Source organism: Amycolatopsis echigonensis, from assembly GCF_014174495.1.
In the GTDB taxonomy this organism is placed as follows: Bacteria; Actinomycetota; Actinomycetes; order Mycobacteriales; family Pseudonocardiaceae; genus Amycolatopsis; species Amycolatopsis echigonensis.
In genome coordinates, this window is sequence record NZ_JACJHR010000004.1 from 185,533 (window position 1) to 210,626 (window position 25,094).

General features: G+C 66.9%; 25 protein-coding genes and 1 pseudogene. 18 read left to right on the forward strand and 8 right to left on the reverse strand.

What is annotated here, in order from left to right:
• Positions 1-9: 9 nt before the first annotated feature.
• From H5411_RS04845 to H5411_RS04855, 3 genes are read left to right on the forward strand one after another with little or no spacing between them, the layout of a single operon-like run.
• Positions 10-2,055, forward strand: a complete 2,046-nt coding sequence (locus tag H5411_RS04845; protein WP_183123023.1) for a hypothetical protein — start codon at positions 10-12, stop codon at positions 2,053-2,055.
• A gap of 1 nt (position 2,056) precedes the next feature.
• Complete coding sequence (locus H5411_RS04850; protein WP_183123024.1) at positions 2,057-3,211, forward strand: C40 family peptidase; 1,155 nt, start codon at positions 2,057-2,059, stop codon at positions 3,209-3,211.
• 25 nt (positions 3,212-3,236) lie between these two features.
• Positions 3,237-3,743 (forward strand): hypothetical protein, encoded by a 507-nt coding sequence (locus H5411_RS04855; protein ID WP_183123025.1) that lies wholly within the window; start codon positions 3,237-3,239, stop codon positions 3,741-3,743.
• Between the two features lie 114 nt (positions 3,744-3,857).
• Here H5411_RS04855 and H5411_RS04860 read toward each other — a convergent pair whose 3' ends face one another.
• The gene (locus H5411_RS04860) at positions 3,858-4,391 is read right to left on the reverse strand and encodes an immunity 26/phosphotriesterase HocA family protein (RefSeq protein WP_183123026.1); all 534 of its coding nucleotides are present in this window, start codon (positions 4,389-4,391) and stop codon (positions 3,858-3,860) included.
• Between the two features lie 341 nt (positions 4,392-4,732).
• Here H5411_RS04860 and H5411_RS04865 point away from each other — a divergent pair, with 341 nt between their 5' ends.
• Positions 4,733-5,356 (forward strand): hypothetical protein, encoded by a 624-nt coding sequence (locus H5411_RS04865; RefSeq protein ID WP_240690598.1) that lies wholly within the window; start codon positions 4,733-4,735, stop codon positions 5,354-5,356.
• Between the two features lie 33 nt (positions 5,357-5,389).
• Here the strand turns inward: H5411_RS04865 and H5411_RS04870 are convergent, their stop codons facing one another.
• Positions 5,390-5,776 carry a histone-like nucleoid-structuring protein Lsr2 gene (locus tag H5411_RS04870; RefSeq protein ID WP_134662648.1) on the reverse strand — a complete coding sequence of 129 codons (387 nt, stop codon included), beginning with the start codon at positions 5,774-5,776 and terminating at the stop codon, positions 5,390-5,392.
• Between the two features lie 232 nt (positions 5,777-6,008).
• Between H5411_RS04870 and H5411_RS04875 the strand changes: the two genes are divergently transcribed.
• The 9 genes from H5411_RS04875 to H5411_RS04915 all read left to right on the forward strand — a co-directional run bounded on the left by H5411_RS04875 (position 6,009) and on the right by H5411_RS04915 (position 17,121).
• A complete protein-coding gene (locus H5411_RS04875; RefSeq protein ID WP_240690597.1) occupies positions 6,009-8,153 on the forward strand; it encodes a type IV secretory system conjugative DNA transfer family protein in 2,145 nt (714 codons plus the stop codon).
• 3 nt (positions 8,154-8,156) lie between these two features.
• Positions 8,157-9,017 carry a replication-relaxation family protein gene (locus tag H5411_RS04880; protein WP_134662647.1) on the forward strand — a complete coding sequence of 287 codons (861 nt, stop codon included), beginning with the start codon at positions 8,157-8,159 and terminating at the stop codon, positions 9,015-9,017.
• The gene (locus H5411_RS04885; protein WP_134662646.1) at positions 9,014-10,138 is read left to right on the forward strand and encodes a ParB/RepB/Spo0J family partition protein; all 1,125 of its coding nucleotides are present in this window, start codon (positions 9,014-9,016) and stop codon (positions 10,136-10,138) included. The genes H5411_RS04880 and H5411_RS04885 overlap by 4 nt, the downstream gene beginning before the upstream one ends.
• Positions 10,139-10,380: 242 nt before the next feature.
• Complete coding sequence (locus tag H5411_RS04890) at positions 10,381-11,262, forward strand: DUF4417 domain-containing protein (protein WP_220816526.1); 882 nt, start codon at positions 10,381-10,383, stop codon at positions 11,260-11,262.
• A complete protein-coding gene (locus tag H5411_RS04895; RefSeq protein WP_134662644.1) occupies positions 11,259-11,570 on the forward strand; it encodes a hypothetical protein in 312 nt (103 codons plus the stop codon). The genes H5411_RS04890 and H5411_RS04895 overlap by 4 nt, the downstream gene beginning before the upstream one ends.
• Before the next feature lie 12 nt (positions 11,571-11,582).
• Complete coding sequence (locus H5411_RS04900; RefSeq protein ID WP_134662643.1) at positions 11,583-13,940, forward strand: hypothetical protein; 2,358 nt, start codon at positions 11,583-11,585, stop codon at positions 13,938-13,940.
• Between the two features lie 227 nt (positions 13,941-14,167).
• Positions 14,168-15,886 carry a hypothetical protein gene (locus tag H5411_RS04905; protein WP_240692034.1) on the forward strand — a complete coding sequence of 573 codons (1,719 nt, stop codon included), beginning with the start codon at positions 14,168-14,170 and terminating at the stop codon, positions 15,884-15,886.
• Positions 15,887-15,900: 14 nt separating this feature from the next.
• On the forward strand, positions 15,901-16,353 hold the full coding sequence (locus H5411_RS04910) for a hypothetical protein (RefSeq protein ID WP_134662642.1): 453 nt from the start codon (positions 15,901-15,903) through the stop codon (positions 16,351-16,353).
• 108 nt (positions 16,354-16,461) lie between these two features.
• Entirely contained in the window at positions 16,462-17,121 is a 660-nt protein-coding gene (locus tag H5411_RS04915; protein WP_134662641.1) for a pentapeptide repeat-containing protein, read from the forward strand.
• Here the strand turns inward: H5411_RS04915 and amcA are convergent.
• Both amcA and amcB read right to left on the reverse strand, forming a co-directional pair.
• Positions 17,118-17,303: a multiple cyclophane-containing RiPP AmcA gene (gene amcA, locus H5411_RS49235; protein ID WP_370318180.1), complete on the reverse strand. Its 186-nt coding sequence runs from the start codon at positions 17,301-17,303 to the stop codon at positions 17,118-17,120. The genes H5411_RS04915 and amcA overlap by 4 nt on opposite strands.
• Positions 17,278-18,378: a cyclophane-forming radical SAM peptide maturase AmcB gene (gene amcB, locus H5411_RS04920; protein ID WP_134662640.1), complete on the reverse strand. Its 1,101-nt coding sequence runs from the start codon at positions 18,376-18,378 to the stop codon at positions 17,278-17,280. The genes amcA and amcB overlap by 26 nt, the downstream gene beginning before the upstream one ends.
• A 182-nt stretch (positions 18,379-18,560) precedes the next feature.
• Here amcB and H5411_RS04925 point away from each other — a divergent pair, with 182 nt between their 5' ends.
• From H5411_RS04925 to H5411_RS04935, 3 genes are all read left to right on the forward strand, one after another.
• On the forward strand, positions 18,561-20,030 hold the full coding sequence (locus H5411_RS04925; RefSeq protein ID WP_134662639.1) for a helix-turn-helix domain-containing protein: 1,470 nt from the start codon (positions 18,561-18,563) through the stop codon (positions 20,028-20,030).
• Between the two features lie 406 nt (positions 20,031-20,436).
• Positions 20,437-21,054, forward strand: a complete 618-nt coding sequence (locus H5411_RS04930) for a prepilin peptidase (protein WP_167756558.1) — start codon at positions 20,437-20,439, stop codon at positions 21,052-21,054.
• 59 nt (positions 21,055-21,113) lie between these two features.
• Positions 21,114-21,353: a hypothetical protein gene (locus H5411_RS04935; protein ID WP_312877627.1), complete on the forward strand. Its 240-nt coding sequence runs from the start codon at positions 21,114-21,116 to the stop codon at positions 21,351-21,353.
• A gap of 64 nt (positions 21,354-21,417) precedes the next feature.
• Here the strand turns inward: H5411_RS04935 and H5411_RS04940 are convergent, their stop codons facing one another.
• Positions 21,418-22,461, reverse strand: coding sequence for a hypothetical protein (locus tag H5411_RS04940; protein ID WP_183123027.1), 1,044 nt, complete (start codon positions 22,459-22,461; stop codon positions 21,418-21,420).
• Between the two features lie 107 nt (positions 22,462-22,568).
• Between H5411_RS04940 and H5411_RS04945 the strand changes: the two genes are divergently transcribed.
• Together H5411_RS04945 and H5411_RS04950 are read left to right on the forward strand one after the other, a co-directional pair.
• Positions 22,569-23,375: an N-6 DNA methylase gene (locus H5411_RS04945; RefSeq protein WP_183123028.1), complete on the forward strand. Its 807-nt coding sequence runs from the start codon at positions 22,569-22,571 to the stop codon at positions 23,373-23,375.
• Between the two features lie 60 nt (positions 23,376-23,435).
• Positions 23,436-23,735 (forward strand): hypothetical protein, encoded by a 300-nt coding sequence (locus H5411_RS04950; RefSeq protein ID WP_134662634.1) that lies wholly within the window; start codon positions 23,436-23,438, stop codon positions 23,733-23,735.
• Positions 23,736-23,756: 21 nt separating this feature from the next.
• Here H5411_RS04950 and H5411_RS04955 read toward each other — a convergent pair whose 3' ends face one another.
• The 3 genes and pseudogenes from H5411_RS04955 to H5411_RS04960 all read right to left on the reverse strand — a co-directional run bounded on the left by H5411_RS04955 (position 23,757) and on the right by H5411_RS04960 (position 24,963).
• Positions 23,757-24,323: a Scr1 family TA system antitoxin-like transcriptional regulator gene (locus tag H5411_RS04955; RefSeq protein ID WP_246368749.1), complete on the reverse strand. Its 567-nt coding sequence runs from the start codon at positions 24,321-24,323 to the stop codon at positions 23,757-23,759.
• Positions 24,324-24,329: 6 nt separating this feature from the next.
• Positions 24,330-24,524: pseudogene (locus H5411_RS49240) on the reverse strand (helix-turn-helix domain-containing protein); the annotation flags it as partial.
• A 178-nt stretch (positions 24,525-24,702) separates the two neighbouring features.
• On the reverse strand, positions 24,703-24,963 hold the full coding sequence (locus H5411_RS04960) for a hypothetical protein (protein WP_183123030.1): 261 nt from the start codon (positions 24,961-24,963) through the stop codon (positions 24,703-24,705).
• Positions 24,964-25,094 lie beyond the last annotated feature (131 nt).

Genomic DNA, 25,094 nt, shown 5'->3' on the forward strand with positions numbered 1-25,094 from the left:
TCTGGGCGCGTGCGTGTCCAGGATGTGCCCCGTCCCAACGTCACGGCCGCGTGCGCGGCTGTTCTCCTGGTGCTGCTGACTGCGGCACTGGCGGGTGCACCATGTGCGGCTGCTCAACAAGCGCCGCCGAAGCCGCATTCCTGTGAACCGTATCCCTATTGCGTCACCAACCCGGACGTCGTCGCGCCAGCTCCGGCTCCGTCGCCGGGCAAGCCCGTGCCGCCGAGCGAACCGCCGCCGCTTCCGCTGCTCGACCAGCAAGGGTACGAGGGGCACGGCAATGGGCTGTTTAGCATCGATGACGGCTACGGCCGCGATCTGCACAATTACGATCTTTTCGCGAATTTACCGTCGCTGCTGAGCGATCCGATGCCCACGATCTGGCTGTGGCTGGGGAACATGGGCTTCGCGGTCGGCAAGTACTCGGTGGGTTTCTCGGTGTGGTTCACCGAATGGTCGATGACCGCGGGCGTTGTGGACTGGGTGAAAGCCCCGGCGGAAAGCCTGGAACAAGTCTGGCAGACCTCGATCATCGGAGACCTGCACCTGCGGCAGATCGCCTTGCTGATCGCGGTGTGCTATCTCGGTTTCCTGTTCGCGCGGGGGCTCACCACACGGGCATGGCGCGAGATGCTGTCGACGATCGTGATCAACGCGCTCGCCGTCTCGGTCATCACTCACCCCGTCGGGTTCCTGGTGGGAGACGACGGGGTGCTGAGCCTCAGCCGCGCGCTCGGCACGGACGTCAGCGCCATCGTGCTGGGCCAGCAGCCGGGCGGAACGGGGAACCCCGCGGCGCCGATCGGGCAGGCGCTGATCGACAACCTTCTCGTCACGCCGTGGGAACTCCTGAACTACGGATCCGCGATCACGGGCGACCGCAAAGTGGACGGTGGCTGCCGGTATTCGGTGAAGAAGGTGCTCGACGACGGCCCGTGGTCGGGAAAAGACGACAGCACTAAGGCCCGCGAGCTGGACGGATGCCCCGACCGGTACGGCAAGTACAACGAGGTTGCCGACGCCGACCGCGCGTTCGGCGCGTGGGGCTACGCGATCGCGATGGTGCTGTTCGCGATCCTCACCGTCTGCCTGAACGCGATCCAAGTGCTGGCCCCGTATCTCTTGTTGTTCGAAGGACTGCTGCTGGCGCTGGCGCTGGTGGTCGCGGTGGTTCCGGCTTGGCAGCACCAGCTCGCTTACCGGGTCAGTTCGATCGCAGCGACCGTCGCCAAAGTCTTGATGGGCATGCTGTTTCTGGCTGTGATGACAGTGATCGTACGGTCGCTGATGACCGCGGATCTCGGTCCGGCGCTGGTGCGGTTCTCGGTGATCGACCTGGTCGTGTTCTCCGGTTTCCTGTTCCGCAAACGACTTGCCGCCAATGTCGCGCGGGTGCGGTCGCGGGTGAGCGCGGGCATGCAGCGGCTCGGGCAACCGCGCACCGCGCCGAAACCGCTGCCGGAACCCATCGTGGCACCCGGACCGCATCGGATCTCCCGGACGGTCACAGCGGGGACAGACGCGTTCGCCGAGTCCGTCGCCCCGGTCGGGGAACTGAAGAACAGGCTTGTGGCAGCGGGAAAAGTGGGCGGCAAGGCAGGAAGCAGAGTGCTGTCCTACACGATCGGCGCGCCGGTCTCGTGGCCGCGCGCCGCGCACCGGGCCAGCACGGCGCTGACCTCGAAGGGCAACGCCGCGAAAGCCGCGCTCGGACGGCAGGCCGTCGCAGCCAAGGCCTACGGCGTCCGCTACGCCAGCAGGCTCGGCACGATGACGGGTGCGAGACCGGCTTGGCACGCCGTCACGACCGCCGCGGCCGCAGTGCAGGCGCGACACGGCGCGGCGGAGGAAAAACCGTACTTGGCCGACGAAGTCGCTGCCCACGTCCCCGCGCGCATCGCGGCGGCACCGACGTTCACCGGCACCAACCACGCAACACCGGCCGAGCCGAAATCGCCTCCTGACGCCACTTCGTTGCCGCCGGGCATGCTCGCACCGCCCGTGTCCTGGAGCCAACGCCTGCGCGACCGCATGAACCAGAACAAGGGGGCATGACATGAATCCGTTGCTGGCGCTCCGCGTTGCCGAGTACGCGCGCGACGCCTACCGGCAGCACCCGTGGCGATGGCGCATCCTCGCCGCGTTGCCGCTGGCCGCGCCGCTGCTCGCGGCGCTTCTGCTCGCCGGAGTCCTGATCGCGATCGCCGACGATTCCAGCGGATCACCCGAGACGCCAGGAGACGTGCCCGGCATCCCGCCTGTCATGCTCGCTGCGTATGCCCGCGCCGCACAGCGGGTGGCGCAGCTCCGCCCGGACTGCCGCGTGATGCGCTGGGCCGTCCTGGCCGGCATCGCCCAAGAAGAATCCCACCACGCTCTCGGCCGGACGATCGCGCCGAACGGCGACATCACGCCGTCGATCCTCGGCCCCCTCCTTGACGGCAGCGGAACAGGCGGAAACCGCACGCCGATCCGCAACCTCGACGGCACCTTCGCTCGCGCCGAAGGCCCCTTCCAGTTCCTCTCGACTACCTGGAGCACCGTGGCCCAGGACGGCAACGACGACGGCATCCGCAACCCGCAGAACGCCTTCGACGCAGCATTGACCGCCGCGGTCTACCTCTGCGGTCGCGGACCGCGTGACCTCGGCAAGGAATCCGAGCTGCGCGACGCGATCTACTCCTACAACGCCAGCCAGGTCTACATCGACCAAGTGCTGGCCGACATCCGCAACTACGATGCGCTCCGACTCCACCCCGCTGCGGCGCACTCCCCGGCGAGCGGACAAGCGAAGCAGGTCATCGACGCGGCGATGTCCCAGCTCGGCGTCACCTACGCCTGGGGCGGCGGCACCGCGGCCGGGCCAAGCCGCGGCATCCGCGACGGCGGCGAGGCCGACCGGCACGGCGACTACGACAAGATCGGCTTCGACTGCAGCGGCCTGACCCTCTATGCCTACGCCCGCGTCGGCGTCGCCCTGCCGCACCAAAGCGGAGCCCAGTTCTCCCTCGGCACCCGCCTGCCGAGGACTGCGGGCCTGGCCGCGCTACGTCCAGGCGACCTCGTCTTCTACAGTCCAGGCATCATCCACCACGTCGGCATCTACCTCGGCGACGGGCAGATGGTCAACGCTTTCGCCTCAGGCACTTTTGTCCGCAAAGACCCTGTCAACCTCCACGAGTACGCCGGCGGCGTGCATCTGCTCCCGTAGTGCCATGTCGAAACGTGGAACTGTCGTGCTCCGCCTCGGCGGAGTCGTCGCGATCGGAAGCATCGTCGTGTTGATCCTCGGTTTGAGTCCTTCCACTGGCGATCCTTCTCGTCCCGGCTCGTCGCGAGTCACCCCTGTTTCCCGTCTGTCGTCGTCACCGCCAACGCGTGATTCCTCTCTCGGGCGACTGGGCGATGGCGACCTCAACCGGGCCTTGCGCACGTCTGAGCCGACCAACCTCGATCGGACGCTCGAGCAGCCTCTTCTCGCGCTCGCGACTGAGGTGCTGCTGGCGGACCTGACAGGGGTCGGCCGAGAACGCTTTCCGGACTATCTCCCGGGAGGACCGACAATCCAGACCTATCGGGAAGCACGCGTTCAAGCTGCCGTTGCGCGACGTATCGGCGACACCACGGTCGAGACGCATCTGCTCTGGGCTGGCATCAGCCCGGACGGCCAGTACCTCGAGCGCCAAACTGCGGTGATCCGGCTGCGGTACCTCAGGCAATCCTGGCGGCCGGTGCGCTCCTGAGCTGGCTCGTGAGACTGCACTGGCTGCGCGGAGCCGTCATGGTCTTTGCTCCACAGGGTTCCTGTGACACCGAGCGCCGCTCCGCACAGACGGCGCTGCGCTCGGCCTCGAAAGTCAGTAGCGGATTTCCTTTCGTGACGGTGTCGCGACGCTTGGGCAGGTTTGCTGGGTCAACAGCTTGGTGAGCCGCTGCTCGACGAATCCTGAACCGGCGAGCCCGTCTTCGGGCAGTGTCGCTGCTTCCTCGGCGCTGATCCGCTGTTGGGTCGGGTGGATGCCGGGGTCTTCGTTCGGGTATTCGCGGCGCACGTAGCGGTCCGGGATGAGTGCGTCCTTGTGCGCGAAGACCGGCATCGGCCACTCGGCGCGGTGCCAGTCGGGGGACTGGCCGAGCACCAGCCAGGTCCCGTCGTGGAGCCCGACGTCTCCGAACTGGCTGAGCCAGATCGCGTCACCCGGCTGCAGTCCTTCGACGTCGGACAGCAAGGGTACCGAGCCGCGGGCCGGGCCGAAGAAGTACCCGAAAAAGATCGATGGGGACTTCCGGGTGCTCCGCGCTATCATGCCGAGCGCGTACTTGCCGCGCTCGAGCGGTACCGCGAACCAGTCTCCTTCGCGGTACTTCTGTTTCGCGCCTCGCCGCGTCATCCGAGCTCCCCATGAATTTGCAGTCAGGCTGATAGGGCGGATCTTGTTGAGAATCGGGCGGTGGACATCGTACAGGTACTGCTCGAGCCCTCGGGCAGTCTCGTAGTCTTACGTCTCGTGTTCTGGACCTAGAGTTCGCAAGCGATCGACGAGGCCATTTAATTCTACTTTTATCGGCGAGTTCGCATCAGTTGCAGATGAAATTGAACTCCCAGGACATTCCTGGACTCTTCGGCCGGAAGAACCGCAGCTGACGTTGTCTCCCGGCGACAGTAGGCGGCGAATCGAGCTGGGCGTTCTTCGACCTGTCTCCCAGGCCCGTTCGAAGAGAGGAGTCGCACGTGTTGATCTTTGCCGTCGGGGGATGCCTTGGCTCGGCCGTTGGCCGTTCGCCCGAGCTGATCCCGAAATCAGCGCAATCCGCTGGTCAGTGGCGCTGGGAAAGGCTTGCCCATAAAGCCGACATGTTCTCCCGCACGCAGGGCCGTCAGGCCATGCAGGAGAACGGTGCGCCGCAGGCGCTCGATACGGACCACCTGCTTGCGAGCGCCGCGCTGTGGTGGGTGACCGCAGCGGTGGTCGCGATCCTGATCGCGGTCTTTGTCCTCCACCGACACATCCGTTCCCGCCACCTCCGCTCTCGTGTCCGCTACGACCTGCTGCCGACAGCCGCCTTCGACCCGTCGCTGCCTGCCGTTCTGGCTTTCGCGCACCAGTTGGGCCGGGCGCGCCCGGTGCACGGCTGGGTGCCGCGCTCGGTGGTCGGCGTCCGGGTCCGGTTCGGCACCGACCCGGAATTCGGGAAGATGATCATGAGCATCGAAGGGCGGGAGTCCATCGCCGGTGTGCTGAACAAGCTCAGCTATCCGCAGGTGGAAATCCGCCGCGCGACGCCGCCCGGCGACGGAGAAACCACCCTCGCCGATGGAGGAGAGACCACCCCGGGCGGCGTGCCGGAGAAATGACCCCGACGGCCGCCGCCCGGGACTGCTGACGCTCTACTTCGCAGCGGCTTTTTTCGTGGTGCGGTTGCGGCGGGGTTTCTCGTCCTGCTTCAGGCTTTCCTCGTAGGCGGCGACCACGTTGGCCGGGATGCGACCGCGTTCGGAGATGGCCCAGCTGTTTTCGACGGCCCACGTTCGGATGGCCTTGGAGCGCTCGCGGTCCTCGGTGGTTGGTGCGGCCGTGGCGGGGCCGGCGGTCTTGCGGCCGCCGGTGCGGCGGGCGGCCGCGATGAACGACGCGAGTTGGTTGCGCAGGGCGGCGGCGTTGTCGTCGGAGAGGTCGATTTCGTAGTGGGCGCCGTCGAGTCCGAAGGGGACGGTCTGGCTGGCTTGGGTGCCGTCGAGGTCGTCGATCATCTCGACGAGGACTTTCTGTGCCATGGCGGTGATTTCTCCTGGGATCGGGGAAGCGAGCGATCCAGACCATAACAAGTGGTCCACTGTGGCCGGTCGGCGGCAAGAATCATTGCGGCCGGTCGTGGCCTTGTCTCCTCAGCGAACCCGCGCGGATGGAGGGGATCGACATGGCTGAGGGAGCGTTGCGGAACGTCGGATGGCTGGGAGGAGAAGCGTCCGCCCCGGTGGGTGCGGCGTGAGCCGGGACGGTGTTCACGTGGCGCGTGCCGAGTTGGTGCTGGCGCGACCGCCGCAATTCGCGTTGAAGGCGTTGCCAGTCCGGCCGGACGATCCGTTGCAGTCGTTGGCGAACGCGCTGGGCGACGTCCGTCCGGATCTCGGCGAGTCCGTCGACGTATGCCTGGACTTGGTGCCGCTGACCCCGGCGCGGATCCGGCATGTCTCGCGGAAGCACCAGCCGTCGGGCGATTCCGCAGGTGTGTTGCGCGCGGTGGGTGACGGGCTCGCGGAGGTTGTCGGCGCGTTCCTTCCGGCAGCGCGCGGGCAGGGACGGTTCTCCTCCCGGCAACCGGCACGGAAGCCAGTGCCGCAGAACAAGTTCCTCACCGACGAGCCCGTGTTCGCGATTCAGCTGCTATTGCGGTGCGCGTCGGAGATCCCCGGACGGGCCGAGGCGCACCTGCGGAGCGTGATCGGTGCGTTCGATGTCTACCGCGGCGAGAACTACTGGCGTTTGCGCGGCGTGCGGTTCGTCGGCCGGCACCTGGGTGCAGACCTGCCGGTGGTGCGGTGGTTGTTCGACCGGCGGTTCGCGAGCGGACTGGCGAAACCTCGTCGTGACTCACTGGTCACGGCGAGCGAGATCGCTGCTTTGCTCAAGCCGCCGTCGGGCCGGTGTCTGTCTCCGGTGATCGCGCGGAGCCGCGGCTGGGTTCTGCCTGCGCCGCGCGAGGTGCCGAGCTACCGGCCGGACGCCGGTCTGGTGCGGCTGGGCTACGTGACCGACGTGAACGGTGAGGAGCGCCTGGTCGGTATCCCGAAGCGGGAGTTGCTGTTCTCGGCGCGATTCGGCAAGGCCGGGTTCGGAAAGACGGAAGAGGCGCTCGCGCAGGCGATCGAGATCGCCCGTGCCGGCGGCGGGATGTGGTTTCTCGACCCGCACGCGGACGGCTGGCAGCGCGCGAAGCCCTATCTGTCGGACCCGGAGCTGCGGAACCGGCTCTGGGAAATCAATCTCGACGTCCGAGGACGCGGGAAGCGGCTGCCCGGCTGGAACCCGCTGAGCATGCAGGGCTACGACGAAACCGACATCGAGGACCGCGTCGACGCAGTGGTCACCTCCTTCGCCGCGGCACTGAGCTGGGGTGACGCCGCACCGCGGGCGAAGTCGATCCTGACGAAGGCGTGCGAAGCGCTCTGCTACGTCGCAATGCGGGTTCCGGCCGAGTGCGCGCCCACGATCTTCCAGATCCCCACGTTGCTGGACGACGCGGACTGGCGCGAGGAAATCCTGGGCTGTCTGCGGCCGAGCGTGCGCAGGTACTGGACTGATTCCTTTACCCGGCTTGCTCCGGATGCGACGACGGTGGTCACGAACATCATCAACCGGCTCCGGACCAGCCCGACGCTGTCGGCGTTCCTGGGATCGTCGGTCACCACGTACGAGGTCCGGAAGGCGATGGACGCGAACCGGATCGTGTTCGTGTGCACCAGCGGGGCCGGCGAGACGAGCAAGCTGATCACCTCGTTCATGATTTACGACCTGTTCCGCGCGGGCCGGTCGCGCGCGAACACACCCGTGGAGAAACGCCGCAGGTTCGACGCGTTCATCGACGAACTCGCCGCGGTCGACGGCGCGGCTAAGGGCTATGTCGCGGCGATCCTCGAGCAGATGCGGAAGTTCCAGGTCCGGCTGCACGTGATGAACCAGATGCCCGACCGCCTCGCCGCGGAGACCCGTCGTGCGCTGCTGCAGAACCAATCGCTGCTGATGACCAGCGCCGCGGCGATCGACGGCGCCCGCACGGTCGCGCGCGAGTTCGGAGGTCTCGTCCAACCGGCCACGATCACCGAACTGGAGCAGTTCCACCACGTGGTCACGGTGACCCTGGGCGGGCAGCGGACGACGCCGTTCAAGATCCGCGGCCTGCACGTGGACGACGAGTTCGCCGAGCACTTCCACCCGGAGTGGAACGACAAAGTCGACGAATGCCTGGACCGCAATCTCCGCCGCCGCCCGATCGGCGAGGTCCTGGACGAACTCGAAACCCTCGACGAACGCATCATCGCTGCCCTGCACGGCGGAGAACCGCCCCGATCGCAGCGCGGCAGGCCGCCGGGGCGGGGGAGCGGGGCCGCTGTCGATCTCGACGGCGGCGAGATCGAGTCCAGTGTGGAGTGACGGATGGTGCTCGATCCGTTCCAGCTGCAAGCGCTGCTGCTCACGTACTGGCACCGGCTCGTCTCGACCGATCAGCTGGGGCGGTTGATCGCACCGGGCCTGCCGTTGCGCACGGTCCGGCACAAGCTGGCGGTCCTGCGTCGGACGGGCCTGCTGGATGCGGTGACCCGCGAGCACAGCCCACGAGCCTGGTACGCCACGGCGGACGGCGCGGCGATGGCGGAGGTGTCCGACGCGGTCGAGCCGAGGCAGTACCGGGTCGCGGATCCCGAGGTGGCGCAGGTTCTGCTCGCGCACAGTCTCGACGTGGTCGAGACTGGTCTCGCGTTCGTCGAGACCGCCCGTGCGCACGGCCATGACTGCGGACCACTGTCCTGGACGCCGGAAGTCGCGCACCACCGCGACGGCCGCCGCGCCACGGTCATCGCGGACGCGGTCCTGCACTACGTGCTCGACGAGGGAAGCCGTTCTCAGCGCATCTTCTTCCTCGAACTCGACCGCTCGACCATGCCTGTCGCGCGCCTGGCGCAGAAGCTCGTCGCGTACGTGCGCTACCACGACTACGTGCCCCGCCGACCTGGCGCGAGCCCGGTCTGGCGCGCCCGGTACCCGCGTTTCCCCCGTGTCGTGATCGTCCTGTCCGGTGCTGCGGAGCACGTGCTAGAACGCCGGCTCGCAGATCTGCGCGCTCACGCGCAGGCACTGCCTCCGGTCGCGTCAGCTAGTGATCGGGTCGATCTGGTCGTGACGACGTTGCGGCGGCTGCAGAACGAAGGGGTGCTCGCCGACGTCGCCGTGCCCATTCTCGGCACGGACACGCGCCGCCGGTCGTTGTTCGCGCCGCTCCGCGGGAACACACGATGAACAGCGAAGAAGCAGGGGAGGCTGTCCAGCAGTTCGGGTTGTCGCCGAGGTTGCGGCAGCGTCGATTCGCGCTGTTGCCGTTGCGCGGTGAGGGCACGGTGTTCACCGAGTCGCAGGGGCGGCTGCCCGGGGATACGACCGCGCCCGCGGATCTCGCCGACCTCATCTCGTCGATCTCGACCGTCGGTGTCTTGCAGCCGGTGCTCGTCGAGGAGGTCGCGTCGCGGGAAGGCCGCGCTCCGGCGATGAAACTCGCGGCCGGGGAACGCAGACTCCGCGCGTGCCGCTGGGGTGCGGTGCACCGGCCGGACAATCCGCACTTCGCCGCACTGCCCGCAGTCGTCTGCCCTGGCCCGTTGTCGGACGAGGAGCGGCGAATCTGGCAGCTGGTCGAGAATCTGGCCCGGGAGAACCTCCGCCCTGGCGAGTTGGCCGCAGCCCTCGTGCTCGACCGGTGCGCGGTGTTGCTGGGCAAGCTGCTCGCGGGCGGACACCCGGTGCCTGCCGAGGTCTATGCCATCGACGACCCGATCGCCCGCTTCGCCGCGATGGAACGCATCCGCGGCAGCGACCGCAGCTGTGCCGCCCCCTGGTCAGAGGTCCTGACCAGACTCGGCCTGCAACTCACTCCCCGCAAGGCACGCGAGCTCGTCCGCGCCTTCGCCGAGATGCCACGCGAACTCGCCGAGGAGATGGATGAAGCCAAAATCAGCCTGCACACCCGTATCCGGTTCATCGAACTGCGTCGCGGACGCGAGGATGCCGCCGAAGAAATCTGGGCCGCGGTCAAAGAAAACGGCCGGATCCGGCTGCTCGGCACCGCGCTCGCGCACGCCAACGATCGAGACCTCTCCGCCGAAGAGGCCCTCGCAGCGGCCGAGGAAACACACCAGCACGCCGATGAGGCCCGCGCCGCCAAGCTCCGGGCTCAACCGGCCGACGAGTACCTCGCCGAGGAGAAGGCACCGCCGGTGGACCAAACACTGGTCGACGCGGCGCTCACCGCACTTCGTGCGCTCGTGCATGCGGTGTCTGCCGGAAACCGGCTGCACGAGCACGACGCCTCGTCCCTGCGCTTGCTCACCGATCATCTCGCCGACAATTCAGGGAGTACGCCGTGACCGTATTTCTCGGCCAGCCAGGTTCCACCGCGCCCGCCGCTGCCTGCGATTGCCGCCGATGTCCGTGGTACTCCGGCGAGGACGCCGAGCCCGGCGTCACCATCGCTCCGTTGTGCTCCGGCTGCAATTCCGACTGCAGCTACTGCGGCTGTGCCCGCGCCGACCTGCCTGGCCCTGCTCGGCAATCGGCGTGCGGCGCTTGCCCGATCCGATGCGGTTCCCGCGTCGACATCCGCGCCTGGATGAGCGACGTCGGCGGCACCTTGGAGTTCGACGACATCGAGTTAGCCGGCACGCTGCCTGCCGGGCTGCCCGCGTTCATCCCGCAAATCGACGGCTCGCGCCAGGACCAGGTCGACGCCGCACTGCACTGGCCCGCCTATGCGGTCGGCCTGCGGCGGGTGTTCTCCCTGGCGAGCCACGAGATCTTCCCTCGCTGGCGAACCGGCGAAACCGCGGCCGAGGTTCTCGGTCTACCGCCCTCGACGCTAACGGTGTTCTCCGGCTACGGCGAGGACCCGCTCGTCGAGATGTTCTGGACTGTCCGCGACCGCGAACGCCTCATCGAGCGGATCGCCACGCTCAGGTTCGACCTCGTCCTCGCCCCGAACTTTTCGGTCTACGGGAACTGGCCCCGAGCGGAGCACCTGCTGAACATGCGCAGGTCGTTGCTGATTGCTGCCGAATTCGCCGACGCGGGAGTCTCCGCGGTCCCGAATCTGTACTGGTACCGGCTCGAAGACCTCAAGCGCTACGTCGACTGGCTCGGAACCGCGGCCCCGCCGGCCGTCGCGATCAACCTCCAGACCGTGCGGGAGAGCGGCAACTGGGACACCTGGACCCTTCCCGGGCTGCACTGGCTCGCCGAGAACCTTCCGACTCAGTTGCCAGTCGTCCTCACCGGACTCTCGCGGCGCGACCGGATCGCCACCGCGGTCGAACTCTTCGGTGAACGGCTGGTCCTGGTCAGCCAGAACCCCGCCCAGTACGCCCTTCATGGGGCCGTCATGACCGAGGAAGGCCGCCGCGACCTGCACGCACGGACTGCCGACGCGTTCGCGCAATCGGTCCGCTACATGGCCTCCCTTCTGCCCCACAGCACCGTTCCCGGCGGTGCCCGATGACACGGCACGTCTGGGTCCTCCTGGCCTGGTCCTCCGAGTACGGCGCGGCGACAACACCGGTCGGAGTGCTCGGCCTTGACCTCCTCGACGCAGCCGAGGTTTTCGTGGAATGGGTGCCTCGTATCTACGAGCCCGCGACCCTGTGGCGGCAGCGGATAGCCGGAACCTCGGCTGACGAGATCGCCATCAACATGGGGATCTGGGAGAACTCGCCCGTAGCGCCGGCCGCGCGCGTGGAGTCGTTGAGCGACGGAGGTTTGGCCGAGGCGGTGCAACGGCAGGTCGACGACCTTCTCGCCAGCGGCTGATCACCAATTCCGATGGGCACGAACTCCAAGGCCTCCCACGCCGTCTACGCCATCGCGCCGACGGCTGGCGGCGTCGTGCCAGCCGAGGCTGTCGACGCACCGGCCGAGGAGTACCCGCAGCACCTGATCGGCGTCATCGCACATGAGGAAACAGCGGAAACCGACGCGGAAGAGGCGCTCGAAAAGCTGGCCGTGCTGGCAGCCGGCGGCGATCCAGAAGGCCCGCCGGAGTTCGACTTCGCGAGCACAGCCGACCACTACGACGCAGTCACAGCAGCCGCGGAGGATGTTATCGCGGCTGCCGGCGCGCTCGATCCGGAACAAGCGAACGCGCTGCAGCAGAAGACGCACGAGTTGTGCAGGCAGTTCCTGGCGGGTCTCGAGCACGAGGACCTGCTCGACCTCGCCGGCAAGAACGGCTTTCAGTATCCCGAACTGGCAAGCCTGGACGAGACCGCACCGTCGCCGCTGACCTTCTGGCTCGACCCGGCCGCCGCGGACGACGAACAGAAAAAGACCATCCAGGCGATCGCGCTCAACCGCCACGCGCTCCTGATCGCTGGCGGCAGCGTGGGCGGCAAGACAGTGGGCGAGTGGTACCCGGCCGCACCGGAAACCCTGGCGGACAACACATTCGCCGCGCACCTGGCAGAGGTGGCGCAGCATCAGCAACAAGGCGGAGCGGCTCTCGCGAGTTCGATCGCCGCCCTCATCGACGAAGAGAACAAGTTCGTTGCCGCACATGCCTCTCCGGAGTTGATCGAGGCACACCGCTCCCAAGTCGACGCCGCCCTGACCGCCGTGACCTGGGACCAGCTGGCGCCGGCGATCGCGCAGGCCCAGGCCTCGGGATCGCTCGACGACACTGCAACGCAGGTTCTCGGTCCGCACCAAATGCTGAAGCTGCTTCGCACGTCGACCCCCTCGGCCGAGCACACTGACCTCATCGCGATCGCAACCGCGCGAACGGACCAACTCAAGTCCGCCAGCGCCCTCGCGGAGGAGCTGAAGGGCCTCGCAGCGGGTCAGCCGCCCGCACTGGGGGCGAGCGGCGGCGAGCAGGCGGCGCTCGAGCTTCTCGCGAAGACTCGCGATCTCAACCAGCTCGTCAGCGAGATGGGCGCCTGGAACAGCCTTGCCCCGGCACCGGACTATCAGAGCACCCTCAAGCCTTGCCATGCCGCTCTCGCAGGATGGCTCAAGGAACAGAAGCTGACCGAGCTGCGAGAGTTCCTGACGCACAACGGAATTCTGGACAACGCCGCCAAGATGTCGCGGTCCAAGCTGCTCCTGGCAGTTCAGCAGCACATCGGCACGGACAAAACGATGGCCGGCGCGCTCGCCACCACCATCAAGGGACAGAACAAACCCACCGCGCCGTCGCCGACAGCCAAGCCGACCAGCTTCGTCTACATGGCGGCAAACCCGAAGAGCGCGTTCGGCCACCAGCACGCCCAGATGGTCGCTGCCCTGCGCGCCGCACAGTCTGCGCAAACAGCCACACCACAGCCCGTCGACGCCGCAGCAGTCGAGAACTGGGACTTCGGCTCGGGAAAGCCCGCCGCACTGGGCGGAACCCACCCCAAAACCGTCCACACCGGACCCGACGGAAGGACCTGGCTCGCCAAACGCGAAGGCACGCCCCGCGACGGCGCGGTCACGCACGCCGAGGCCGCGGCGTCCCGCATGCTCGCCCGCGCGGGCTTGCCGTGCGTCCCGGTGTACGCGTCGAAGATCGACGGAATTCCGGTGAGTCTCCAGCCGATGCTCACGGGTGCCAAGGAAATGTCCACCCAGCCTGGTTCATGGACTCAGGCAGACGTCGACTCCCTGGTCCGGCTCCACGTCGCGAACTGGGCGCTCGGCAATCACGACGGGCACAGCGGGAATGTCCTGCGCACGAATGATGGGGGTCTGGTCCCCATCGACCTCGGTCAGGCGTTCAAGAACTTCGGCCGCGACAAACTCAGCCTCGACTACCGGCCCTACACCAACCCCCTGCACCACATGGCTTACGACGCTCACCTCAAAGGCGGGCTGGCGAAAGGCGTCCGCGTCGATCCTTCAGCTGCCCACCCGGTCATCCGAAGCATCGAGTCCATCCCGGACGTCGAGTGGCGCGCGATGATGCACGAAGCGGCGCATCGCGGCGCAAGCCAAGCGATGAAGTGGTCGCAGCCAATGCGCGCCCGCGCCGCGAAGAAGCACGGAGTCCCCGAAAGTGCCGTGACCAAAGACCAGATCGCGGAGGCGCTCCTCGACACCGCGGTCGAGCGCAAGAACAACCTGCGCAAGGACTTCGTCCAATTCTTCACGAAAGAACTCCAGCTCAGCTCCGCATCGGCCCTCCAGTACCTGGGCAAGAGCTGATGGGCACCAACTCGAAGACCTCGCACACGACGTACTCCGTGTCTCCGACATCGGGGAGCCCGGTTCCGGAAGCACCTGCCGGAGAACCGGTTCTTCCGCCCACAGAAGCCACTTTTGCCGGCCAGACGGCGTTGACCCAGATTCCCGAAACTCCCGAGACCGGGCAAGCATATGGCGAACCGGTTCTCGTCGGAAGCGACGACCTGCTGGCATCAACGGCGACGCTGGTGACCTATCAGAGTGCGGACGGTCCGCGCACAGTGCTCTACGCTCGCCTCGACGAAGACGCCGAGGCGAAGCTGCTCGACGCCCTCGACGTAGGTTCGAACCTGGTCGCCAAAGAGGTGGAGCAGACGGTCCAAGGCCGGGTTCCGCTCGACGAAAAGAACGAGCTGGCGGAGAAGCTCATCAGTACGGCGAAGAGCGTGAACCACCACATCACCAACGAAGACCTCACTCCGGGGCACGCACCGGCAACCACCGTCGCCAAACTGGACGCTGCGAAAGCTGCGCTTTCCGCAGTGATGGACGCCGCCGGCGAGAACCCCGGTGCGGCCGAAGTCGAGATGCTCCAGCACTACCAGAACAAGCTCGCCGCGCTCGATCATGCTGTGGCCACCGCCACCAAAATCGCGCAGGTTCAACCCTTCACCTACGAAGGGAAGACGCTTGCCACCATGATGGTGCCGTCCACGCCGGCCGACGCGACGAGCGATCACGCCGTCGCGGCGCTGAGGGACGCCACCCGCATCAAGCCGACGCTCGACCCCGAGACCGGTGAAGCGAGCTGGAACGGCACCGAAAGGTGGACCGACGTCTCGGCCAAGGAATATGCCATCGAACTCGGCGACGGTTTCCAAGCGGTGTACCGGCCCTACAGCCTCAACGATCCGAAGACGACCGAGTACTCGCTGCGCGGCCGCCTGGAAATCGTCGCACCCGCCGGTCAGGGCAATGGCCCGGAACTGGTGAATCGGCTCGGCCAACTGCACCTCGCCAACCGGCCGATGAGCCCGGAGGAAGGAGAACACAGCTATCTCAACGCCAACGTCGTGGCCCAGAACCTCGCCCAGAACACGAGCATTCAGGAGGCTCGCAAGACCGGCGACCACCTCGAGGACATGGTCCGGCAGGAACTGTTCCACGAACGAGCCCACGAAGCAGTCGGCATGACCGACGCTCAGCTCGCGCACTTCGCGAAGGAACTCCAGCTCGAGGCTCATACGCGAGCACTGCCTGCGAAAGTCGGAGTCCTTCGCGACGCAGTCGCCCAAGCCACCGGGTTCGCCGACGGCACGGCTCTCGCCGCGAGCCCCGGCTACGATCCGACGCCGCGAAAGGTCGGCGGTTGGTTCACCTGGAGCCGGTTCGACGTCGGCAACGCCGCGGACAAACTCGCCAGCGCCGCCGAGGGGAAGTCCCTCGTCCATGCGAGCTCCCCGGACGGCCTGCGGATGATGCTGAAAACCGGGCTGCTCGCCTCCTCCGAACGTCGGCTGACGATGGGAACCAAGCGCTCGATGGGCAAGAGCGAAGACGTCGACAAGCTCACCGGCGGGGCCAGCTCAGTGTTCCTGCGGGTACTGAAGACGCCGACCTCCACCGAGCCCCACCCGCGACTCATCTGGGACGACCCATCGCGTCTGCTCGCCCGCACTGACTACTACGGTGCCAACGCCGACACCTTCGGCGTCATCAACCCGGCGAAAGCCTCCGAGTACTCGAACGGGAACCCTGCGACGCGTGACCCGTTCAAGATAGCCAAGTTCACGAACCCGTCGAACGAGGTGATGTTCGGCGACGGCATCGATTTGCTCGGACCGGAAGGCCCCAGCAGGATTAGCTGCGGATCGGAGACACTGCGCAACGAACTCCACTCGATGCTGGCCGCCAAGGGCGTCACTCACATCGCCGGAAAGCCCGTTGGCGACGTGGTCGTCTTGTAGCGGAAGGAGCAGAGATGCAGGCTGGTTTGGATGAGGCGTGGATTCGGCTCGTCGGCTTGCTCAACGGCCGCGACGGCGAGGAGCGGGGCGACCAACTGCCGGGAGCCGAGCTGAGAGTGACCGAGGACGGCAGCGAGGTCTTCCATGCTGCGCTGGGGCGGCACGCTCGTCGCGAGGGCGCCATCTTCTGGATTCGTCCCATTGTCGCGAGGGAGACCGATTCAGCCACCGGGTTGCCCGCATTCGACCTGCAGGTCAACCGCCGCCGTGCGCTCGACGTCACCGAGGCGCGGGTGGACGGGCCGTGGCTAGAGCTGACGCTGGCCACCGGCCAGGTGGCGGTGATTCGGCCTGCATCAGGGCCGCGGCTCGCCATGCTTGCCGATTTCGACTCATGGCTCGCAACGTTGCCAGCTCGCACAACTGCGCGGATCGACCAGCTCGAGGATGACTCCGAGGTGGCCTGAAGCCCGGGCCGTGCTTGCTGCGACGTCTGGCAGTGAGCTGGAACGTTCGCGGTCCTTGGGCGAGGTTGGCAGAGAATGCCAGAAAGCGCGGGCCGCTATTCTGTCCGCGTGGAGTTCCGAGAGTTCGACGGCAAAAAGGTTCAGCGTCCTTCGCTGGATCTTGAGGATGTGCGCGCTGAGAGCGCCGGTTTCCGAGGCGAGTTCGCGTACGATCTGGCTTCGCTCGTCGGGGCTGACCAGGCTGGGGTCGTGGGCGAGGGCGAGGTCGTCCGTTCGATGGTGAAGCAGGTCAACCTCGCTGGCGCCACGCTGGACCCTCTGGACATGCGGGATTCCGTTTTCGCAGGCATCGACTTTTCTCGCGCCAAGTTGCCCCGGGCGACGGCACAGCGGATCGAGCTGGTGGACTGTCGCGCGGCGGGTGTCCAGCTGACCCTGCTTCAGGCGTCGGATGTGTACGCCGAGGACTGCCAGTTCGACTACGGAATCATCCGGATTGACCGGGTCAAGCACGCGGTCGCTTTTTCGGGATGTTCGTTTCGCGAGACGCTTCTGGCCGGCGATCTGTCCAATGTGGTCTTCGTCGATTGCGTGTTCGCCGGTACGGAGTTCGAAGCGACGGCCGCGGCGGGATGCGATCTGCGCGGTTCGACGTTCGAGGGCGTGAAGGGGCTGTTGTCGTTGCGTGGTGCGCGGATCAGCAGTGAGCAGGCGCTCTCGGCCGCAGCGGCGATCGCAGCCGAGAGCGGCCTCATCGTGCGGGACTAACGGCGCTTGTTCCAGTTGTCCCAGCCTGGCCGGTTGTCGAATTTCGGGCGGTCGTCCCACGAAGGCCGGCTGTCCCACTTCCCGCCGGGGGCAGGTGGAGGCGTCCATGATGAGAACACGGTCGTCAGGCAGCGCAGGGAGTTCGCGATTCGCCGGTCAAGCGGCGCCGCTGTTTCGGGCATGACGGAGCACTCCTTCCAGGACGGTGATTTTGCTGTTGACGCAGTAGTTGGTCCGGGTGCCGTCGAGCCGCTGGTGCTCGAAGAACCGGTTCGCGGGCTGGCCTCCTCCACAGAAGTCGAAGTACGGGCAGCTGGTCCGGCAGCGGCGGAGCCCCTCCAGGTATTCCTGCACCCACGCTGCACGTGTTCCCTTCGCGATCAGCGTGTCCAGGGGCGTGTGGAGCACATTGCCGCACGCGAAGTCGCCGAGGCGGGGCGAGGTGAACCCGGCTAGTTCCGGTGAGATCAGCGTGACGGTGCCGTCGTGGGCGACGGTCGGCAGCGGGTCCACCTGCGCCGCAGCTGTGCGCCTGGTTCTGTCGAGGCCGTGCGCGTAAGACAGCACACGGTCGAGTTCGCGCAGCCGCACTTGGGGGTCCGCGGTCCAGGCGGAGGCGAGCGCGGCCCAGAACTCTTCCAGTTGCGCAGTGTCGCGGTGGTTGTCGTGGGTGTTGACGCCTTCTTGTTCTTCGATGTTGACGCCGAGCCACGTGGCACCGAGTTCGGCCGCGAATTCGTACAGTCGGCGCGCTCGGGCCGGTGTCGGGTCGGACACCACGGCGATGATCGAGACCTCGTGCCCGTGCCGGGCGAGGGTCTTGATGCCGCGCAGGATGCGGGCAAACGACTCCTTGCCGGTGAGGTCGGTCCGGTGCCGGTTGTCTTCGGCAGGTCCGTCGATGCTCACCCCGACGTGCACGTCGCGTTCGCGGAAGAACCGGCACCACTCGTCGGTGATGAGGGTGGCGTTCGTCTGAATGCCGTGTGCGACGGCCATCCCGGCGAAGGAGTCCATCAGCGCTCCCAGCCGTGCGGTGCCGAGCGTGAGCGGTTCACCGCCGTGCCAGCACACTTCGACGGTGTCGTTTTCGGTCCACGGTCTGATCGAGGCGGCCACCGCGTCGGCAACCTCACGGGACATGGTCAGCTTGCGTCGGCGGAATGGCAGGTAGCAGTAGCTGCAGTCGAGGTTGCACAGGGTTGTCGGCTGGAGGATCACCGAGTCCGGTCTGGTGAACAGGACGTCCGATGCCATCGTGCTGCTCCCTCCTCGTCGAAATGGGCACGGTTCGGCCCGTACGTTCGAGAGAACCAGGCGAGGAGCGAGGGTTCGGCCCCTCAACGTGGACGAAGGGTCCCCGTCGCGGCGGCGGAGAGTGGACGAACCGTGGACGTTGTCGGCCTGCGCAGCCCGTTCGCCCCAGTACCGTGTCTGGCATGGCAGGCGAGCGTCGTCCCAACTTCGTGTTGATCGAGCTGCGGGAGAGCAGGGGACTCTCGCAGCAGGAACTCGCCGTGGAGCTGAATCGCCTCGCCACCACGAAGTACAACCGCGAAACGAACCTCACCAAGAAATCCGTGTGGCGCTGGGAAGGCGGAGACACCGTCAAACCGAAGGGCATCTACCAGCTGCTGCTGTCCGACTTCTTCGACGTCCCGACCGGCGAGCTGGGCTTCCTCCGCACCCACCACGAACCGGCACCCGCATCCGGTACCGCCGATCCGACCGGCCCGTGCTCCGATCCGGAAGTGGACCGCGAACAGCACGAGTGGCGCGAAACCCGCACGTCGCTGGGCCGAACTCGCCGCGCTCTGGCCCTGGTCGCCGAACAGCTCTACCCCGACTATTCCGTTCCCGGTCTCGAAGGCTGCGGTGTCATCGCCCACCCTGACTGGATCCCGCCTGCACCGGTGTCGTTGGACCAGGTCGCTCTGCGGCTCGACCCGGACCTGGCACCGGCGACGGTCACCGGCGGCGAACCCGAGGCCGCCTCGGTCAGGCCGTGGTGCGCGCCCGGCGTGCGTTATCGCCGCTACCACGACGCGATCCGTGACCTGGCCAGCCCACGCTTGTTCGAGAACCGCCTGTGCTTCCGCCTGGCCTCTCTCGACTGGACAGCCAACAGCATGCGGTTCGGACACATGGGTTTCTTCGATGCGATGGACGTCAACGAAGCCCTGGCCCACGAAACGGCCGAGGAGCATCTCGCGCGCGATCACGACGGCCGGCTCGTGACGACCAGGCCGTCGTGGCGGAACCTGCGGTTCCGCAGCCGCGTCGGGCACCCGTTCGACCTTCGCCGCCGTCCGCTCATGGGAGCGGTCGGAACCCTCACCATCCGCGGAGGCGACTCTCCCAGCGTCGTGCTCCACCACCGCGACGGCAGCCGAGTCGCCGGCGGAGGAGGCATGACGCATCTGCTGCCTGCCGGGATCTTCCAGCCCTCCAGCGTGCTGCCCGCCGCCATCAGCGCCGACTTCTCTTTGTGGCGCAACATCCAACGGGAATTCGCCGAAGAACTCCTGGGCCACGACGAGTACGACGGCAGCGGCCAGCCCATCGCCTACGACAGGCTCGAGCCGTTCGCGACCATGGACCGCGCTTTCGCCGAAGAACGAATCCGGGTCTGGTGCCTCGGCGTCACCATGGACGCGCTCACCCTCGCCGGAGACATCCTCACCGTCGCTGTCATCGAGCCCGACACCTACGACACCCTCTTCGGCGCAGCGGTCGAGTCCAACACCGAAGGAGCGGTCCCGTCCCGAGCGCTGCCGTTCGAGGGCAACACCCTGCGCCACCTCCGCGAAGACGGCACCCTTTCACCAGGCGCGGCCGCGGCCCTCCATCTCGCGTGGACTCACCGGGCCCTGCTCCTCCACGGCGGCCGGGAGACGCCGGTCGCGTAGCCCTTCAACCCCGAGGCCGCCGAGTCGAGCGAACGATGACGCCGCGGACCTGTATCGGGCTCGTGCCCGTTCGCCGTGTCTCCCATGCCATCGCGCGCGGTCCGGGGAGGCGACGTGGAGCTGCTGAGAACCGTCGAGTGGGTAGCGAACCACGACGAGGCACACGGCCAGCTGCTCGTCCGAGGAACGAGCCTCGGCGGAATGATCGATTGTGCGTGTGCGTCGGTGGCCGGACGGTTTCCGTACGGTCGGCTGCACCTGCTGAGAGTGGGCTGGTGGACGACAGCGCCGTGTCGATGCCGTCGGACGATCGCCGTCTCCAACCACCCCAGCTGGCACTACCGACCGGCGCACCGTGGCGGCGGCGGCGCTTGGTACGGCGCGGAGGTGCGGGTCGAGGTTCGCCGTGACGGCTGAAACCCTCGTATGGTCCATCGCGGCCACCGTCGTCACGGGCATCGGCGGGGTAGCCGCGCTCCGGTGCTTCCTGGCGACGCGCCGCCGGTACGAACTCCTCCTTATCGGTGCCGTGGTGGTTCTCGCCGCCTGCACCGCTGTATGGCCGCCGGCACTGAGGCTGGCGGTAGTGCCGTTCGGCGCATTCGGGTTGCCAGCTGCCGTTGTCGACCTCGCCGAGCACCGGATCCCGAATCAGCTCAGCGCGATGTTCGCCGCGTCCGGGGCAGTGGGAATCGCCGTCATCGGTGTTGGTTCGGGCACGCCGGAGATGCTGCTTCGCGCCGCGGTCGGCGGCTTGGGATGGGGCGGGCTTTTGCTCGGGTCGTTCGTTGTCAGCGGACAACCTGGTCCTGGTGACGTGAAACTCGCCCCGTCGCTGGGGATGCTCGCGGGCGCGGCGGGGTGGCCTGTGATCGGATCAGCAATCGCGATCTCCTACCTGATTGCCGGATGCGCCGCACTGGCGCTCGTGCTGTCGAGCCGGCGGCAGGCACGAATTCCGCTGGCCCCGGCGATGGCGGGCGGGACGGTGTTGGCCGTGACGATGACATCGCTGGCCGTCTGAATGAACGGTGACCGGGGTGGCCGTGTCTTGCGGGAACCGGTAACGAGAGGGGTTTGCCCGTGAGTGAGCAGATGTGGTCGGAGGAAATGCTCGATTACGCCGCAGCCAACGCGGCCGACCGTTTCGACCTCGACCAGGACGAAGCCCGCGACATGGTCGGCATGGTGTCCGAGGCGCTGGAGGAGGGAGGCGACGCCGTCGACGACGCCGCCTGGGACGTGCATCAGCACGACACTTCCGTCCCCGGTGAAGACTTTGTCGAGGACGTAGCCGACAGCTTGGGGTACGACCTGGAGTAAGCAGTCCGCCGGATGGTTCACCCTGCGGCGCCCCAGACGTCTGCGCCGCGGCGGACCATCAAGATCAGTCTTCGAGACGTTTGTTGACGAGGTTGACGGTCTTGCCGATGCGGATCGGTGCGTCGGCGGGGCCGCGCCAATGGCCGGCAACGAGGGTCCGACGTCGCAGCTGACGGCCGGGCCCATAGGCCTGTCGACGGACGAACGGCCCGACCGGGAACCGGACCCCGACTGTGCGGCCGCTCGGCTCGGCCGGTCGTGTGGCAGATCGCTGGGGCGTCCGGCTGACGGACACCACGCGGACCGGCGAGGTTTCGAGGCCCGCCCGTTCCGCGCGACGGCGCATTGTCCGTGGAAGGTGCTCGTCTTCGGCGACGGTGAACGAGTTCGGACGGCAGAACAGCCACGCCGCGATCACGACCGGAAGCCATGCGGTTGTGGTTTGCCCCGCGACGACCACGCGCGGGTCGATCAGCCGCGGTCCCTCGGCAGGATCGGCGATCACTGGCGCCTCGGTATGCCCGAACGGCAAGTAGATCTCGTTGTCCCAGGTCAGCTCCGCGTGGAGCGTTCGGGCGTAACGCGCCGCCTCCGCGGCGGAAAGCTTGGCGCGACGCAACTCCTTCTCAACAGCCGAATAGTCGGTCGCACTCCAGAACGTGATCCATACGCCGGTCGACGGGTCGTCGATGAGGTCAGTCGGCCCCCAGGAGAACGCGACGATGGGAACGTTCGCTCCATCCGTCCTCGTGTACGTCGCCAGGGGCGTTGGGAACAGCGCAAAGCCGGAGAGGGCAGGAAGTTCCTCCGGCTCGATCTCCCATTGGTCCGTAACACTTCGTGCGGCGTGCTGCACGAGCTGGGCGATGTCCTCGGTGAAGTAGAACATCTTGGCTTGGCTCAGTCGTTGATGCTCGTCTTGGAGCAAGAGGTAAGCCGCCATCGCGGGGTCGCCGACCGGACGGATCGTGCCCAGCCCGTTGAGCATTGCTACCGCGGTGAGCTTCAGCGACTCGTCGCTGAGCAAGTACTCGACCTGCCGTTCCCGCAATGCAGGGAGTTCGCGCGGTATCGGTGCTGCCCAGGGCAACGGATCTGTGCGGTTCACGCATCCTCCCAAAACATTGCGAGTACTGGTTGCAACGTTTACGGTAGATCAACGTTGAGACGTATGCCTTCAACGTTTCTGGGATCTACTCGATCGGAGGAACCAAGGTGAGGACTGACGAGATGGCGACTCGCGTCGCCGATGCGATCGACGAAGCCTGGCACCGGAGCGGGAGCGCGGGCAGGCACGAAGTCCCGCTTGGCGTGGCGGCAACGCTGGCGCTGCTGCAACCCGACGACGGGGTCGCCTTCGCGAACCAGGTCATGGCGATGACGCCCCGCGCGTACTGGTACCAGTCGCGCGCGGTGTGGACGGAGATCGTCCGGGCGCGGACGGATCTGGTGGACGCGATCAGTCCGATGATTTCCTGGTTGTACGACGAGCCTGACGACCGTCTTTGCGAGCGGGTGAAAGCGACAGCAGACGCGGCTTTGGCCGCAGGCTTGCTGGATCTGTACCAGCCGGAGCTGCGGCATGACGCCGACCTGCTCGGCCGCTTGCTGGCAGTCTTGAAAACCCGGACCGAGGCCAAGGTCAATGCCCAGGTCTACACCCCGCCGGACATAGCTGACGCGCTGGTTTCGCTGACGATGGATGTCGTGAAGCCCGGCCAGGCGATCTGCGAGAACACAGTCGGCACTGGCAGCTTGTTCCGGGCGACCGCGAAGCTTCTTCGGCAGCGGTCGCTGGATCCGGCATCGATGATCTGGATCGGGGCCGACATCGACGAGCTTGCCGTGGCGGTGACCGGCGTGAACAGCATGTTCTGGGGCCTGGGCCACCAGGTGGTCCTATACCACGGTGACTCCCTCGCCCGCGCCGATTGGGTCGAGGTGGCGTACCAGCGCCGTCGGCACGTCCTGCGCCTGGCCAGCAAGGTGCGCGCTGTCCGCCGGATTCTCGACCTGATGTGACCAGGTCAGTGCGCGTGGCGATGCGACTGGAGCTGCAGGTTCGCTGCTATCTTCCGCGACGTGACCGACCGGCGAACCGAGGTCGACGGCCAGCCCGCCGAGCCCGACCAGACCCTTCGCTACCTCGACCTGGGCGAAGTCGGCACCTGGTTCGGCGTTACCCAGACCACCGTCTCGACATGGCGCAGCCGCTATGCCGAGACCCACCCGTTTCCCGAGCCGGACGTGGTCGTCGGCCGTACTCCAGGCTGGGCTCGTGGGCGTCGTGAAGAGATCGAACAATGGGAGCGCGGCCGTCCCGGCCGCGGGGCTGGCGGAGGCCGGCCGCGGAAAGACCGCTCCGGCAAGTCCGCGCAGTAAGCGGTGACGGTCGTCGGCTGGTCACCGGTTCGTTTTGACGTCGTGAAAAGCCATCTCGACTGCGTAGGCCGTCTCGGTCGGGGAAAGCGCTTCCTCGCGGAAGCGCTCCATCGCGCGGACGTAGGCGGCAGTCGCCAGGTCGGACGTCAGGTAGACGGAGCAGTGCGCGTGTCGCAACGCGACGGTGGGAGTCTTCCCGTCGATCTGGTAAACGGTGAATGCCGGAAGGTCTCCAACCTCGGAGGTTACTAGCCGGATGCGTTCCGGTCCGTCGACGAGGCGGAGCAACTGTTCGGTCTCCCCGAGGACCGCTTTCCTGCTGATGAACAAGTCCCGCGTAGCTTGCGGGGCGTCCGGCTGCGGTGTTCGGCGAACGAGTGGCAAGGCTCGATAGAGTCCGCTCGAGGTGACTTCGGCGCGCTGCAAGCGGTCAGGCAGGGATGCCGGAGCCCACTCGACAATGCGGGAAGCCAGGTGGTCGTAGGCCGTCCTTAGCCGCGCCGCCGCATCTTGATCGGGTTCGACGTGGTCTTCGCGGCGCGCGTCCGCGGCACGTTGCCGAATGCGGCGGTGCTCGGTCATCGTCATGTGCAGCAGGCCTGCCAGGTACGAGACGGAATCCGATGGCGGGATCCGCTCTCCGACTTCCCAGCTGCTCACTTGGCCGGGGTGGACACCCGCCCTGCGGGCGAGCTCGCGGACTCCGAATTTGGCTTTCACGCGTGCAGCGCGAAGTTCAAGCCCGAGAGCGACGGAGCCGGGTGGCGTGGCGCGAGTGAGCGTCCTCATGGCTCTGTCGATCTTGTGCGGCCGTGCGGCGTTTGCTGCCCGACACGTCGGCGAAGAGCCTCGACAGAGTTGGGCGAACGGCGAACCGCCAAGTTCCGCCGGTGCTCGATGATGCCGGTCGCGGTGAAGAAGACGACGGGGAAGGCGATGACTGCGAGTACGAAAACAACACTCCAGCTCATGATCGCGGATCCAGTGCGGTCACGCTGGCGAGAGCGCGGTCGGCGTCAACGTCGGTCTCGCGCTGAAACTGCACGATCCCACGTGCTTGGTCATCGGCGTGATCGCGCACCAACTCCGTGGCTTCGCCGAGGAGATCGGCGAACTCCCGGACCTCGTCGGCTGTCACTTGACCGTCTACGAGGCCGACAATGATGCCGGGCAGTCGGCGGTGCACGCCTGCCAACGCAGTCAGTGTGTCGATCGTCAAGAGATTCATGAGATCACCCAGCCGATCGGGATCAGCGCGCTGCTTTTTCGCGGTCCGGTCATCGCTCCTGTCCTCCGTTGCTCGGCAAGCTGGGCAGCAACCCGGAGGCCGGGGCAGATTCGGACGAAGGGACAGCTTGG

What these genes read in the sequence shown, in the direction of transcription:
- H5411_RS04890 (WP_220816526.1), top strand. Translation starts at nt 10,381, where the DNA reads ATGAGCGACGTCGGCGGCACCTTGGAGTTCGACGACATCGAGTTAGCC.
- H5411_RS04955 (WP_246368749.1), bottom strand. Translation starts at nt 24,323, where the DNA reads ATGACGATGACCGAGCACCGCCGCATTCGGCAACGTGCCGCGGACGCG.
- H5411_RS04885 (WP_134662646.1), top strand. Translation starts at nt 9,014, where the DNA reads ATGAACAGCGAAGAAGCAGGGGAGGCTGTCCAGCAGTTCGGGTTGTCG.
- H5411_RS04895 (WP_134662644.1), top strand. Translation starts at nt 11,259, where the DNA reads ATGACACGGCACGTCTGGGTCCTCCTGGCCTGGTCCTCCGAGTACGGC.
- amcA (WP_370318180.1), bottom strand. Translation starts at nt 17,303, where the DNA reads ATGCCCGAAACAGCGGCGCCGCTTGACCGGCGAATCGCGAACTCCCTG.
- amcB (WP_134662640.1), bottom strand. Translation starts at nt 18,378, where the DNA reads ATGGCATCGGACGTCCTGTTCACCAGACCGGACTCGGTGATCCTCCAG.
- H5411_RS04900 (WP_134662643.1), top strand. Translation starts at nt 11,583, where the DNA reads ATGGGCACGAACTCCAAGGCCTCCCACGCCGTCTACGCCATCGCGCCG.
- H5411_RS04925 (WP_134662639.1), top strand. Translation starts at nt 18,561, where the DNA reads ATGGCAGGCGAGCGTCGTCCCAACTTCGTGTTGATCGAGCTGCGGGAG.
- H5411_RS04870 (WP_134662648.1), bottom strand. Translation starts at nt 5,776, where the DNA reads ATGGCACAGAAAGTCCTCGTCGAGATGATCGACGACCTCGACGGCACC.
- H5411_RS04860 (WP_183123026.1), bottom strand. Translation starts at nt 4,391, where the DNA reads ATGACGCGGCGAGGCGCGAAACAGAAGTACCGCGAAGGAGACTGGTTC.
- H5411_RS04960 (WP_183123030.1), bottom strand. Translation starts at nt 24,963, where the DNA reads ATGAATCTCTTGACGATCGACACACTGACTGCGTTGGCAGGCGTGCAC.
- H5411_RS04910 (WP_134662642.1), top strand. Translation starts at nt 15,901, where the DNA reads ATGCAGGCTGGTTTGGATGAGGCGTGGATTCGGCTCGTCGGCTTGCTC.
- H5411_RS04880 (WP_134662647.1), top strand. Translation starts at nt 8,157, where the DNA reads ATGGTGCTCGATCCGTTCCAGCTGCAAGCGCTGCTGCTCACGTACTGG.
- H5411_RS04850 (WP_183123024.1), top strand. Translation starts at nt 2,057, where the DNA reads ATGAATCCGTTGCTGGCGCTCCGCGTTGCCGAGTACGCGCGCGACGCC.